Origin of the sequence: Mycolicibacterium parafortuitum (assembly GCF_002086815.1) — a bacterium.
GTDB lineage: Bacteria > Actinomycetota > Actinomycetes > Mycobacteriales > Mycobacteriaceae > Mycobacterium > Mycobacterium parafortuitum.
The window spans coordinates 187,074-199,769 of record NZ_MVID01000007.1; the positions used below are offsets into that span (position 1 = coordinate 187,074).

Below are 12,696 nucleotides of genomic sequence, written 5' to 3' on the forward strand. Positions count from 1 at the left end.
TACACCTAGGAACCGCACAGCTCGGTGCAGAACGCCCCGTTGACGCTGCAGCCGTAGCCCGGCACCGGATTCGGGCCCGCGACCCGCTGCGCGGGACGGTCGAGGCGCAGTTCGTCGATCAGGTCCACCACCAGCTGGGCGAAGCGCGGCGACGCGTTCGGGGTCGATGCCCGTGCGAACGCGATGCCCGCCTCGGCGGCCTGTTCGGCGAGTTCGCTGTCCAGATCCCACACCACCTCGATGTGGTCGGCGACGAAACCGATCGGGCACACGATGACCGCGCGGGTTCCGTTGGCGGCCAACGTCGTCAGATGGTCGCCGACGTCGGGTTCCAGCCACGGCACCTGCGGCGGTCCGGAACGCGACTGCCACACCTGGTCGTACTCGCGGTAGCCGGCCGCCGCGGCGACCAGCGCCGCGGTATAGCCGACCTGGCGCTCGTAAAGATCTGGGCCGCAACGGTTCGCAGCCCGCAGCGGAATGGAGTGCGCGGTGAACACCAGGCGCGCGTCGTCTCGCAGGTCGGCGGGCAGGGTCGCGGCGGCATCGGCGATCGCGTCGGAGAACATTTCGATCAGCAACGGGTGGTCGAAGAACTGCCGCAGCTTCACCAGTTCCGGCGCGTCGGGCCCGGCGGCGGCACGGCCGCGCGCGATGTCCTCCTGGTACTGCGCGCAGCCCGAGTATCCGCCCCACGCGGAGGTCGAGAACACCGCAGCTCGGCGGATTCCGTTGTCGCGCATCGCGGCAACAGCATCCTCGACATACGGTTCCCAGTTGCGGTTTCCGAAGTAGACGGGCAGCGACTCGCCGCGGTGGGCCAGCTCGGCCTCGATCGCGGAGATCAGCTCACGATTGATCCCGTTGATCGGCGACACTCCCCCGAAATGCAGGTAGTGCTCGGCGACCGATTCGAGCCTCTCCCTGGGGATTCCGCGCCCCCTGGTGACGTTCTCCAAGAACGGCATCACCTGCTCGGGGCCCTCCGGGCCGCCGAACGACAGAAGCAACAGCGCGTCAAACCGCACGGGAACTCATCACAGGAGCTGGGTGCTGGCGCCGCCGTCGGCGAAGATCACGGTGCCCGTGGTGGCGGGCAACCAGTCGGACAGCAACGCGCACACCGTCTTGGCCACCGGTGTCGGGTCCTTCATGTTCCAGCCGAGAGGCGCGCGCTGGTCCCAGCCCTCTTCGAGCAGCTGCATCTGCGCGCCCGCCTCGTCACCCAGCGCACCGCCGACGATCGCGCTCATCGCCAGCGTGCGGATCGGGCCCGCGGCAACGAGGTTCGAGCGCACCCCGACCTTCCCGGCTTCCCGGGCGACGAACCGGTTGACCGACTCCAGCGCGCTCTTGGCGACCGTCATCCAGTTGTAGGCAGGCATCGCACGCGTCGGGTCGAAGTCCATGCCGACGATGCCGCCACCCGGGTTCATGATCGGCAGCACGGCCTTGGCCAGCGACGCGTACGAGTAGGCCGAGATGTGAATGCCCTTGGCGACGTCCTCGTACGGCGCGTCGAAGAACGGGTTGATGCCCATGCCGGTCTGCGGCATGAAGCCGATCGAGTGCACCACGCCGTCGAGCTTGTTGCCCTCACCGATGACCTCGGTGATCCGGTCGGCCAGGCTGTCGAGGTGCGACTCGTCCTGCACGTCGAGTTCCAGCAGCGGCGGCTTGGTCGGCAGCCGGTCCAGGATGCGCTCGATGAGCCGCATCCGGTTGAAGCCGGTGCAGACGATCTCCGCGCCGGCCTCCTGCGCGACCCGCGCGATGTGGAACGCGATCGACGAGTCGGTGATGATCCCGGTGACCAGGATCCGCTTGCCTTCGAGAATGCCTGTCATCTTGGTGAAGTCCTTTTCCTCAGAGGGGCTCTGCCGCCGGGCCTAGTGGCCCATTCCCATGCCGCCGTCGACGGGGATGACCGCCCCGGCGATGTAACTCGCGTCCTCGGATGCCAGGAAGCTGACGACGCCGGCGACCTCCTCGGCGGTGCCGACACGCTTGGCCGGGATGAAGTCGAGTGCGCCCTGCTGGATGCGCTCGTCGAGCGCGCGGGTCATCTCGGTGTCGATATAGCCGGGCGCCACCACGTTGGCCGTGACGTTGACCTTCGACAGCTCCCGGGAGATCGAGCGGGCCATACCGATCAGGCCGGCCTTGGCGGCGGCGTAGTTGGCCTGGTTGCCGATGCCCCACATGCCGGACACCGAACCGATGTAGATGATCCGGCCGAACCGCTTGCGCTGCATGCTGCGCGACGCACGCTGGGTCACCCGGAACGCGCCGGTCAGGTTCGCGTCGATGACATCGGTGAACCGCTCCTCGGTCATCCGCATCAGGAACGCATCCTTGGAGATCCCGGCATTGGACACCAGCACCTCGACCGGTCCCTGGTGCTCCTCGATCTCGGTGAACGCCCGGTCGACGGCCGCGGTGTCGGTCACGTCGCACTCGACGCCGTACAGCCCCTCGGGGGCGCCGGATCCGCGGTGGGTCACCGCGACCTTGTGGCCGTCGGCCGCGAGCCGCTGCGCGATGGCCAGACCGATGCCCCGGTTGCCGCCGGTGACGAGCACCGAACGAGAGACGAATGCGGGAGATGTCATGTCCGCCAACTTAACGGTTCGCCACGGTTCTTAAGAAATCGCCTTAGTTGGGCAGTCGACGGTTGATCAGCAGCGAGGCCAGCGCGGCCAGGGCCAGCACCAGCGCGCCCAGGCGCAGCCAGCCGACGCTGGCGTCGCCCTTGATGGTCTCGTAGCCGATCTGCTCCTGCAGGTTGGTGAACACCTGCTTGAGCTGCTCGAGGCTGGACGCGGTGAACGCGTCGCCGCCGGACAGGTCGGCGATCTTCTTGAGCATCTCGTCGTCCACCGGCACGGGTTGGCGCTGGTCGTTGATCTCGACGTAGCCGTACGGGGTGCCGAAGGACACCGTCGAGATCGGCACTCCCTGGTCCTTGGCGGTGCGCGCGGCGGTGTAGGCGCCCTTCGGGTTGTCCGGGTTGGACGGAACGGTCTCCTTGCCGTCGGACATCAGCACGATGCGCGCCGGCGGTGGCTCGTCGCCGCCGCCGATCACGGCGCCGACCGTCGCGATGGCCTGCAGCGCGGTGAAGATGCCCTCACCGGTGGCGGTGCGATCGGCGAGCTGCAGCTTGTCGATCGCCGTCTTGGTCGATTCGCGGTTGGTCGTCGGCGACACCAGCACCGTCGCGGTGCCTGCGTAGGCGATGAGGCCGAGGTTGATGCCGGGGGTCAGCTGGTCGGCGAACTGCTTGGCCGCCTCCTGTGCGGCGGCCAGCCGGTTCGGCGCGACGTCGGTCGCGCGCATCGACTGCGACACGTCGACGACGAGCATCACGACCGCACGGTTGCGCGGGATGCGCACGTCGTGGGTGGGTCCGGCCATCGCGATGGTGAACGACACCAGCGACAGGATCGTCAGCGCCGCCGGGAGGTGCCGCAGGCGGCTGGGCCGTTTCGGCGCCACGCTCTCCAGCAGCTCCATGTTCGCGAAGCGCAGCATCCGCTGCTGGCGGGCCAGCTGCACGACGATGTAGAGCGCGACGAGCCCGATGACGACGATGAAGAACAGGAAGAACAACGGGTGTTCGAAACCCGAGAGCGACATCGGGCCGAGCAACGGTAAAGTCATGCGTCAGTTGTCATTTCGTCGTTTACGGTCATCGGCGGTGCGCTCATCGCGCGGCCAGGGCGCCCCGGCGTCGGTTGGCCACGAACCGCACTACATCGGCGATCCAGTCCCCATCGGTGCGCAACGTCAGCAGCGGCGCGTCGCAGCGCCGGAAGGTCCGGGCCACGTCGGCGCGATGTGCGGCGGCGGCCCTCTCGAAATCGGCCCGCAACTGCTCGTCGATCTTGAACTCGCGGGTGCGTCCCGTCTCGGTGTCCTGCAGCACGACGTCGCCGACGGGCGGAAGTTCGACGTCACGCGGGTCGATGATCTCGATACCGAGGACCTCGTGACGCGCCGAGATGGCCCGCAGCGGGCGCATCCAGTTGATCGGCCCGAGGAAGTCGCTGATGATCACCGCCATGCCGCGGCGCCGTTCCGGCCTGCGCAGCGAGTCGATCGCGGCGGAGAGGTCACCCCGGACCCCCGGTGGCGCCTTGGGCATGGTGGCGATGGTGCGCAACAGCTCCTGCTCGTGCATGCGGCCGGACAGGGCGGGGACGCGCCGCACCGTGTCGCCGTTGGCCACGATCGCGCCGATGCGGTTGCCGCCGCCGCTGTTGAGGAACGCGATCGACGCGGCCGCGGCCACTGCCAGGTCCCGCTTCTCACAGCCGGTCGTGCCGAAGTCCAGGCTGGCCGACACGTCGACCACCAGCCAGGTCTCCAGCTCGCGGTCGGCGATCATCTGCCGTACGTGCGGGTGGGTGGTGCGTGCGGTGACCGACCAGTCCATCCGCCGGACATCGTCGCCGGGCTGGTAGATGCGCGATTCCCCCGGCTCCGAACCCGGCCCGGGCAGCAGACCGAGGTGGTCGCCGTGCAGTACGCCGTCGAGCTTGCGGCGCACGGTCAGCTCGAGCTTGCGCAGCGCCGCCGACAGCGCGGGGTCGCGGATCTCCCCCCGCTTCATCGACGGAAGGTCCACCGAGCGAGTTGTGCGGGCCACCAGGTCAGCGACCGCCCGCCGCAGCTGCGGCGGCCGGGACTACGGGCGGCACCGAATGTCCTTGCTGTGGAATCGCATTCACCTGGGGCAGTGCGACCGTCTGCAGGATCCGGTTGACCACGGTTTCGGAGGAGATCTCGTCGGCCAGCGCGTCGTAGGTCAGCACGAGCCGGTGACGGAGCACGTCGGGGATGACCTCGACGACGTCCTGCGGGATCACGTAGTCGCGACCGCGCACCAGTGCCAGCGCGCGCGACGCGGCGATGATGCCGAGCGATGCACGCGGCGACGCACCGTAGGCGATCCACGCCTTGGCGTCGGGCATCCCGAACTTCTCCGGTTCGCGGGTCGCGGTCACGACGCGCACCACGTAGTCGACGAGCGCGTGGTGCACGAAGTTGTTCGCGGCGACGTCCTGCAGCCGCAGCAGGTCACCGGTGTTGAGGATCTGCTTGGGCTCCGGGGGCTTGACGCCCATCCGGTAGATGATCTCGCGCTCTTCCTCGGGCGACGGGTAGTCGACGTTGAGCTTGAACAGGAAGCGGTCCCGCTGGGCTTCGGGCAGCTGGTACACGCCCTCCTGCTCGATCGGGTTCTGGGTCGCCATCACCAGGAACGGGGTGGGCAGCGGGAAGGTCTTGCCGCCGATGGAGATCTTGCGCTCGGCCATGACCTCCAGCAGCGCCGACTGCACCTTGGCCGGGGCGCGGTTGATCTCGTCGGCGAGCAGGAAGTTCACCACCACGGGGCCGAGTTCGATATCGAACTCCTCCTTGCCCTGCCGGTAGATGCGGGTACCGATGATGTCGGTGGGCACCAGGTCGGGGGTGAACTGGATGCGGGCGAAGGAACCGCCGACGACCTTGGCGAACGTCTCGACGGCCAGCGTCTTGGCCACGCCGGGCACACCTTCGAGCAACACGTGGCCCTTGGCGAGCAGGCCGACGAGCATCCGTTCGACGAGCTGGTCCTGGCCGACGATGATGCGCTTGACCTCGAAGATCGCGCGCTCGAGAGTGTGCACCTCGTTCTGCAGACCGCCGTTGGACTGCGCTTGCGGCGCGGCGTGTGCACCCGCGGAGTAGCCCGGTGCCGGGGCCTGTCCGGGATATCCTCCTGCGCCCTGCGGTCCACTCGGTGAGGTCATCAATATTCCTTCCACATGCGCCGTAATGCCAGCTCGATCTCGGCGCCGACCGGTCAGGGCCGCGCACCCGGAGTCAACTATTCCAGGCGCTTCGGGATCCGTCGACGTCGCCCGGCCCTGCTCAGGTTCAGCTCAGGTGCCGCTCAGGATTCGATGATGCGCTGCACGGTCGGCTGCAGGCCCGCCATCCGGACCTTGCTGACGACGACCTTGTCGGCGGTGCCGCCGGACTCCAGCATCTGGCCGTTGCCGAGATAGATCGCGACGTGCTGGCTGCCGCCAGGCCCCCAGAAGAGAAGATCACCGCGCTTGGCCTGCTGGATCGGGACCCGTCGGCCGGTGTTGAACTGATCGCCGGAGTACTTCGGGATCAGCACACCGACACCGGCAAACGCATACTGCGTGAACCCGGAGCAGTCGAATCCGACGATGTTGGCACCACGCTCGACGCCGGTGCTCGGACCGGTGGGTTTGCCGCCGCCCCAGGAGTACGGCGTGCCGAGGCGCGCGGCGCCGCGCCTGATGACGTGCTCGACGGCCGCCGACCCACGCACGCTGCCCGGAGCGACGCTGGGCGCGTCGGGTGCCACCAAGCCGAGGCTCTGCAAGAACTTGCGCCCCATGCTCATGGTCGCCTGGGTGGCCTGAGCGGTCACCGCCAGCGATGCGTTCGCGATGGCGAGCGCATCCCCGGGCGCGCCCGCGCTGGGCCGCATCGGCAGCAGCGGATCCCAGGCTCCGCCTCCGGGTTGGGCACTTGCCGGCGCGACCGTCCCCGCCAGCAGGGCGGCGGCGGTGGCCAGTGCGATGACGAAACGACGCAGGAGGATCACCACTCGATCATTCGGGTCACGTACGGGGTCATACCGCTGGTGCGCACCGGCGAGATCTTCACGACGGAGCCGGTGTAGGGGGCCTCCAGCATCTGGCCGTCACCGAGGTACATCGCGACGTGCTGGCTGGCGTTGGGCCCGTAGAAGATCATGTCGCCGCGGCGCATCTGCGACGACGGCACCTTGCGTCCGGCGTTGTACTGCGAGCCGGAGTAGTGGTCGAGCTTGATGCCGACGCCGGCGAACATGTAGAGCATCAGGCCCGAGCAGTCGAAACCGACTGTGCCGGCGCCGGAGTCGATGCCACGGCTCGGTCCGGACGCGTTGCCGCCGCCCCACGAGTACGGCACACCCATCTGCGACATGCCGCGCTTGATCACGTACTCGGTGGCCTGCCTGCCGTACAGCGTCGGGATCGCGCCGTTGGTGATGCCGGTCGGGGTGGGCAGCAGCCCGATGCTCTGCAGGAACTTGCGGCCCAGGTTCTGGGTGATCTCGACCGAGGTCGTGATGATCTTGAGGACCGCGTTGATGATCTGGATCGGATCGCCGCTGACGAACGCGCTCGGGATCTGCGGCAGCGTCATGTCCCAGGCGGTCTCGCGGTTCCCGGTGGTGGGGTCGATGTCCCAACTGGGATTCTCACCGGCGGGCGCGGGTCCGGCGGATCCAGCGCCACCCGCCGGTGCGGCGGTCTTGTTCGCGGTCGGCGCGGCCAGCGTTCTGGCCTGCTGCAGCTTCTCCTGCGCCTGCTTGCGCTGCGCGGCCAGCCGGTCCAGTTCGACCTGCTGGGCCTTGAACGTCTCCTGGGCCTGCGTCAGCGCATTCACCGCGTCCTGCTGGCTGGTCTCGGCGGCGACGACGGACTCGTCGGCCTTCTGTTTGGCCAGCCGCGCCGCGGACTCGCGGTTGACCTGCTCGGTGCGGGCCCGCTGCAGATCGGCCATCACCTTCTGCGAGCTGATCGACAGGGCGTTGCCGGACGCGGCGGTGTGCAGGATGTCGGACGGATCCGAAGCCGTCAGGTACGAACTCGACGGCCCGCGCACGTACATCGCGGCGGCGAACTTGTCGAACCGGCCCTGCGCGGCGGCGATCGCGGCGTTGGCGTCTTTCACCCGCTGCGCGCTGGCGTCGACCTCCAGCTGCGCGGCGGCGGCGTTCTCGCGGGCGGTCTGCACGTCGAGGATCGCCTTGTTCACGCTCTCCTGTTGCTGCTGGATCTGCGCGCCGAGATCCTGCAACTGCTGGTTGACGTTCGCGACGTCGGTGACCAGTTGGGCGACGTCGGACTGGGCCGGCTGGGCCAGCGCCAGATGCGGGGCCAGGTTGGGCACCGTGATCACCATGCCGAAGGCCAGGGACGCAGCGCACAGCCGCGAAGCGGAGGCGCCGCCAGGGGTGCGTCTCATACGACTCAGGTCTCCTCAGGCTCCACACGGAAGGTGTCGGCACATTGCCGGGGCCTGAGCACAGGAGTCACATACGGAACAGCCGCAACAACAGGCACCGATTGCACCGTACGTCACATCTGACGCTAAAGAAACTTTAGTCACAAATTACAACAATGTAATTGCGATCCGCGTTATCAAATGGTGATCTTTGAATTTGCGTGCCGCCAGACTGTGGTCAATCTGCGCTGCTCACAGCGGGTTCAGGCGACGCGTTCCGTTTGCCCCAATTCTGCAGAAACCGGGTTCCGGCCACGGCCAAAACAACGGCGATTATCAGCACAATCGAGAATGGCGTCCACGCAAAGTGCGAGGTCGTCAACTCGGACACGAAATTCTGCGACGACACCACCGGGTCGCCGGTCTTGGCCACGTCCTCACCCGCCTCCAGCGTCACTCGGTCGAACTCGGCGCTGTAGGTTCCGGCGAACGACGGGCTGATCGCCAGCACGGTCGATCCCGGATTGGCCTCCCCGACCTCGGTCGCGATATCGCGCAGCGGCGTGTGGATCGGCGGATTGCCGTCGATCACGACGATCTTGAGGTCGATGCCCTTGCCCTCGGCATCCTCGACGACGCGCTCCAGCGCCGCGGCGACCTCCGGGTCGGTGCCGACGGGCACGCTGACCCCCGTCTCGGCGATGTTCTCGCGCACGATATCCATGCAGGCATCCGGCGTCGGGCGGCCGGGCTCGATCGGCACTCCGACCGACTGGCACAGTTCCGGCGGGATGTAGGTCGGCAGATATGGGACGAAGGTCAGTCCGGACACATCAGCAAGGTACGCGATGGGTATGCGGTTCCCATGGCAGCACGCCCGAACTCAGACCAGACTGAGACCACCCTGGGATCATTTACAGGACAAGCGTACTGTTAGGGTATCCAACGCCGTCGACACAGCCCGTCGCGGTGAGAACTAAATCCGGGAGTTGATGTGAGCAGCAAGAATTCATCCCTGAACTCGTTCGGGGCGAAGGACACGCTGAAGGTCGGAGACAACAGCTACGAGATCTACCGCCTCGACGCGGTCCCCGGAACCGAGAAACTTCCCTACAGCCTCAAGGTGCTCGCCGAGAACCTCCTGCGCACCGAAGACGGCGCCAACATCACCAAGGAGCACATCGAGGCGATCGCGAACTGGGACGCCGACGCCGAGCCGAGCATCGAGATCCAGTTCACCCCCGCCCGCGTGCTGATGCAGGACTTCACCGGCGTGCCGTGCATCGTCGACCTCGCCACTATGCGCGAGGCCGTCGCGACCCTCGGCGGCGACCCGAACAAGGTCAATCCGCTCTCCCCCGCCGAGATGGTCATCGACCACTCGGTGATCCTGGACGTCTTCGGCCGCGCCGACGCGTTCGAACGCAACGTCGAACTCGAATACGAACGCAATGGCGAGCGCTACCAGTTCCTGCGCTGGGGCCAGGGCGCCTTCGACGACTTCAAGGTCGTGCCGCCGGGCACCGGCATCGTGCACCAGGTCAACATCGAGTACCTGGCCCGTGTCGTGATGACCCGCGACGGCGTGGCCTACCCGGACACCTGTGTGGGCACCGACAGCCACACCACGATGGAGAACGGCCTCGGCGTGCTGGGCTGGGGCGTCGGCGGCATCGAGGCCGAGGCCGCGATGCTCGGCCAGCCCGTCTCGATGCTGATCCCCCGCGTCGTCGGCTTCAAGCTCACCGGTGAGATCAAGCCCGGCGTCACCGCCACCGACGTCGTGTTGACGGTCACCGACATGTTGCGCAAGCACGGGGTGGTCGGCAAGTTCGTCGAGTTCTACGGCAAGGGCGTGGCCGAGGTGCCGCTGGCCAACCGCGCCACGCTGGGCAACATGAGCCCCGAATTCGGTTCCACCGCAGCGATGTTCCCGATCGACGAGGAGACCATCAACTACCTGCGGCTGACCGGGCGAAGCGACGAGCAGCTGGCGCTGGTCGAGGCGTACGCCAAGGAACAGGGCATGTGGCACGACCCGGACAAGGAGCCGGTGTTCTCCGAGTACCTCGAGCTGGACCTGTCGACCGTGGTCCCGTCGATCTCCGGGCCGAAGCGTCCGCAGGACCGAATCGAGCTGTCGGACGCCAAGAACGCGTTCCGCAAGGACATCCACAACTACGTCGAGGAGAACCACCCGGCGCCGGAGACCAAGCTCGACGAGGCCGTCGAGGAGTCGTTCCCGGCCAGCGATTCGGTATCGCTGTCGTTCGCCGACGACGGCGCGGCCGACGCCCGGCCGTCCGCGGCCAACGGCTCCGAGGGCCGGCCGTCCAAGCCGATCACCGTAAGCTCCGAGGAGCGCGGCGAGTTCGTGCTCGACCACGGCGCGGTCGTCGTCGCCGGCATCACGTCGTGCACCAACACCTCCAACCCGTCGGTGATGATCGGCGCGGCGCTGCTGGCCAAGAAGGCCGTCGAGAAGGGCCTGTCCACCAAGCCGTGGGTCAAGACCAACATGGCTCCGGGCTCGCAGGTCGTCACCGACTACTACAACAAGGCCGGCCTGTGGCCGTACCTGGAGAAGCTCGGGTACTACCTGGGCGGCTACGGGTGCACCACCTGCATCGGCAACACCGGCCCGCTGCCCGACGAGATCTCGGCGGCGATCAACGACAACGATCTGTCGGTCGCGGCGGTGCTTTCGGGCAACCGCAACTTCGAGGGACGTATCTCCCCCGACGTGAAGATGAACTACCTGGCGTCCCCGCCGCTGGTGATCGCGTACGGCCTGGCCGGCACGATGGACTTCGACTTCGAGTCCGATCCCCTCGGTCAGGACACCGACGGCAACGACGTGTTCCTGCGCGACATCTGGCCGTCCGCCCAGGAGATCGAGGAGACCATCGCGTCGTCGATCAACCGGGAGATGTTCTCCGACTCCTACGCCGACGTGTTCAAGGGCGACGAGCGCTGGCGCTCGCTGCCGACGCCGGAGGGCAACACCTTCGAGTGGGCCGAGGACTCGACCTACGTCCGCAAGGCACCGTACTTCGAGGGCATGCCCGCCGATCCGGAGCCGGTCGACGACATCAAGGGCGCCAGAGTCCTTGCGCTGCTGGGCGATTCGGTGACCACCGACCACATCTCGCCCGCCGGCAGCATCAAGAAGGGCACGCCTGCGGCGCAGTACCTGGAGGAGAACGGCGTTCAGCCCAAGGATTTCAACTCGCTGGGGTCGCGGCGCGGCAACCACGAGGTGATGATCCGCGGCACGTTCGCCAACATTCGGTTGCGCAACCAGCTGCTCGACGACGTCTCGGGTGGCTACACCCGCGACTTCACCCAGAAAGACGCGCCACAGGCGTTCATCTACGACGCGTCGGAGAACTACAAGAAGGCCGGCATCCCGCTGGTGGTCCTCGGCGGCAAGGAGTACGGCTCCGGCTCGTCGCGTGACTGGGCGGCCAAGGGCACCGCACTGCTGGGCGTCAAGGCCGTCATCACCGAGTCCTTCGAGCGCATCCACCGGTCCAACCTGATCGGTATGGGCGTCATCCCGCTGCAGTTCCCGCAGGGTGAGTCCGCGGCGTCGTTGAAGCTGGACGGCACCGAGACCTTCGACATCGAGGGCATCACCGAGCTGAACAACGGCAAGACGCCGAAGACCGTCAAGGTCACCGCCACCAAAGAGGATGGATCGAAGGTCGAATTCGACGCGGTGGTGCGGATCGACACCCCCGGCGAGGCGGACTACTACCGCAACGGCGGCATCCTGCAGTACGTGCTGCGCAACATGCTGAAGTCGTAGACGTTCAGACATGCCCCGGGTGACCGACGATCATCTGGCGGCGCGCCGTCGTCAGATCCTCGACGGCGCCCGCCGGTGTTTCGCACAGTACGGATATGAGAGCGCGACCGTGCGGCGGCTCGAGGAAACCATCGGGCTGTCGCGCGGCGCGATCTTTCATCACTTCCGCGACAAGGACACGCTGTTCTTCGAGCTCGCCCGCGAGGACGCCGAGAAGATGGCCGACGTCGCCGCGCGCGAGGGCCTGATCCAGGTGATGCGGGACATGCTCGCCGCGCCGGACCAATTCGATTGGCTGGCCACGCGTTTGGAGATCGCCCGCAAGCTCCGCAATGACCCGGCGTTCAGCCAGGGCTGGGCGGAGCGGTCGGCGGAACTGTCGGCCGCGACCAAGGAACGGTTGCGCCGCCAGAAGCAGGCCGGGCGACTGCGTGACGACGTCGACGGCGACGTGCTGCGGACCTACCTGGAATTGGTCCTCGACGGCCTGGTGGCCCGGCTGGCCTCCGGTGACGATCCGGAGAGACTCAGCGCGGTCCTCGACCTGGTGGAGGCGTCGGTCCGGCAGCCCTGAGGTCGCAGTTCACTAGGCGGTGCGGCGCCCGCGGTGGTTGGGTCCGCCGCGGCTTCGCATCGTCGCGCCGGCCTCGCGCAGCATCGTATGGATCGATCCGTAGGAATGGCCGGTCGACGCCACCAGTGTGCGGATGCTCGCGCCGCGTTCGTATGCGCTGCGCAGCTCGGTGATCAACTGTTCCCTGGACTTGCCATCGTTTTTCATCTTCGGCGCCTCCCGGCTGGTGTGCTCGGATGTGACGTCCGATTACCCGCAGCGCGCGCGGTTGACACCGCCCGGAAACAAG

General features: G+C 67.3%; 12 protein-coding genes. 2 read left to right on the forward strand and 10 right to left on the reverse strand.

The features are described from left to right. Positions 1 to 5: 5 nt before the first annotated feature. The 9 genes from BST38_RS11175 to BST38_RS11215 form a co-directional block, all read right to left on the reverse strand. Positions 6 to 1,028 carry a ferrochelatase gene (locus BST38_RS11175; protein WP_083143357.1) on the reverse strand — a complete coding sequence of 341 codons (1,023 nt, stop codon included), beginning with the start codon at positions 1,026 to 1,028 and terminating at the stop codon, positions 6 to 8. A gap of 9 nt (positions 1,029 to 1,037) precedes the next feature. Continuing rightward, positions 1,038 to 1,847: an NADH-dependent enoyl-ACP reductase InhA gene (gene inhA / locus BST38_RS11180; protein ID WP_083143358.1), complete on the reverse strand. Its 810-nt coding sequence runs from the start codon at positions 1,845 to 1,847 to the stop codon at positions 1,038 to 1,040. Positions 1,848 to 1,889: 42 nt separating this feature from the next. After that, positions 1,890 to 2,612: a 3-oxoacyl-ACP reductase FabG1 gene (fabG1, locus tag BST38_RS11185; RefSeq protein WP_083143359.1), complete on the reverse strand. Its 723-nt coding sequence runs from the start codon at positions 2,610 to 2,612 to the stop codon at positions 1,890 to 1,892. A gap of 43 nt (positions 2,613 to 2,655) precedes the next feature. After that, the gene (locus BST38_RS11190; protein WP_083143360.1) at positions 2,656 to 3,663 is read right to left on the reverse strand and encodes a VWA domain-containing protein; all 1,008 of its coding nucleotides are present in this window, start codon (positions 3,661 to 3,663) and stop codon (positions 2,656 to 2,658) included. 43 nt (positions 3,664 to 3,706) lie between these two features. Beyond that, complete coding sequence (locus BST38_RS11195; protein WP_083143400.1) at positions 3,707 to 4,615, reverse strand: DUF58 domain-containing protein; 909 nt, start codon at positions 4,613 to 4,615, stop codon at positions 3,707 to 3,709. Positions 4,616 to 4,655: 40 nt separating this feature from the next. Then, positions 4,656 to 5,798, reverse strand: a complete 1,143-nt coding sequence (gene moxR1, locus BST38_RS11200) for a chaperone MoxR1 (RefSeq protein WP_083143361.1) — start codon at positions 5,796 to 5,798, stop codon at positions 4,656 to 4,658. A gap of 143 nt (positions 5,799 to 5,941) precedes the next feature. After that, positions 5,942 to 6,628 (reverse strand): NlpC/P60 family peptidoglycan endopeptidase RipB, encoded by a 687-nt coding sequence (gene ripB / locus BST38_RS11205; RefSeq protein WP_083143401.1) that lies wholly within the window; start codon positions 6,626 to 6,628, stop codon positions 5,942 to 5,944. After that, entirely contained in the window at positions 6,628 to 8,043 is a 1,416-nt protein-coding gene (gene ripA, locus BST38_RS11210; protein ID WP_083143362.1) for an NlpC/P60 family peptidoglycan endopeptidase RipA, read from the reverse strand. Before ripA ends, ripB begins: the two co-directional genes overlap by 1 nt. A 217-nt stretch (positions 8,044 to 8,260) precedes the next feature. Then, entirely contained in the window at positions 8,261 to 8,854 is a 594-nt protein-coding gene (locus tag BST38_RS11215) for an Rv1476 family membrane protein (RefSeq protein ID WP_083143363.1), read from the reverse strand. Positions 8,855 to 9,016: 162 nt separating this feature from the next. Between BST38_RS11215 and BST38_RS11220 the strand changes: the two genes are divergently transcribed. Together BST38_RS11220 and BST38_RS11225 are read left to right on the forward strand one after the other, a co-directional pair. Next, positions 9,017 to 11,833: an aconitate hydratase gene (locus BST38_RS11220; protein ID WP_110781720.1), complete on the forward strand. Its 2,817-nt coding sequence runs from the start codon at positions 9,017 to 9,019 to the stop codon at positions 11,831 to 11,833. 10 nt (positions 11,834 to 11,843) lie between these two features. Continuing rightward, positions 11,844 to 12,407, forward strand: a complete 564-nt coding sequence (locus tag BST38_RS11225; protein ID WP_083143364.1) for a TetR/AcrR family transcriptional regulator — start codon at positions 11,844 to 11,846, stop codon at positions 12,405 to 12,407. Between the two features lie 12 nt (positions 12,408 to 12,419). Here the strand turns inward: BST38_RS11225 and BST38_RS11230 are convergent, their stop codons facing one another. Beyond that, a complete protein-coding gene (locus tag BST38_RS11230; RefSeq protein WP_083143365.1) occupies positions 12,420 to 12,614 on the reverse strand; it encodes a helix-turn-helix domain-containing protein in 195 nt (64 codons plus the stop codon). Between the last annotated feature and the right edge of the window lie 82 nt (positions 12,615 to 12,696).

Excerpts from the sequence above, each read along its gene's own strand:
- inhA (WP_083143358.1), bottom strand. The coding sequence starts at position 1,847 with ATGACAGGCATTCTCGAAGGCAAGCGGATCCTGGTCACCGGGATCATC.
- fabG1 (WP_083143359.1), bottom strand. The coding sequence starts at position 2,612 with ATGACATCTCCCGCATTCGTCTCTCGTTCGGTGCTCGTCACCGGCGGC.
- BST38_RS11190 (WP_083143360.1), bottom strand. The coding sequence starts at position 3,663 with ATGACTTTACCGTTGCTCGGCCCGATGTCGCTCTCGGGTTTCGAACAC.
- BST38_RS11195 (WP_083143400.1), bottom strand. The coding sequence starts at position 4,615 with ATGAAGCGGGGGGAGATCCGCGACCCCGCGCTGTCGGCGGCGCTGCGC.
- moxR1 (WP_083143361.1), bottom strand. The coding sequence starts at position 5,798 with ATGACCTCACCGAGTGGACCGCAGGGCGCAGGAGGATATCCCGGACAG.
- ripA (WP_083143362.1), bottom strand. The coding sequence starts at position 8,043 with ATGAGACGCACCCCTGGCGGCGCCTCCGCTTCGCGGCTGTGCGCTGCG.
- BST38_RS11225 (WP_083143364.1), top strand. The coding sequence starts at position 11,844 with ATGCCCCGGGTGACCGACGATCATCTGGCGGCGCGCCGTCGTCAGATC.
- BST38_RS11230 (WP_083143365.1), bottom strand. The coding sequence starts at position 12,614 with ATGAAAAACGATGGCAAGTCCAGGGAACAGTTGATCACCGAGCTGCGC.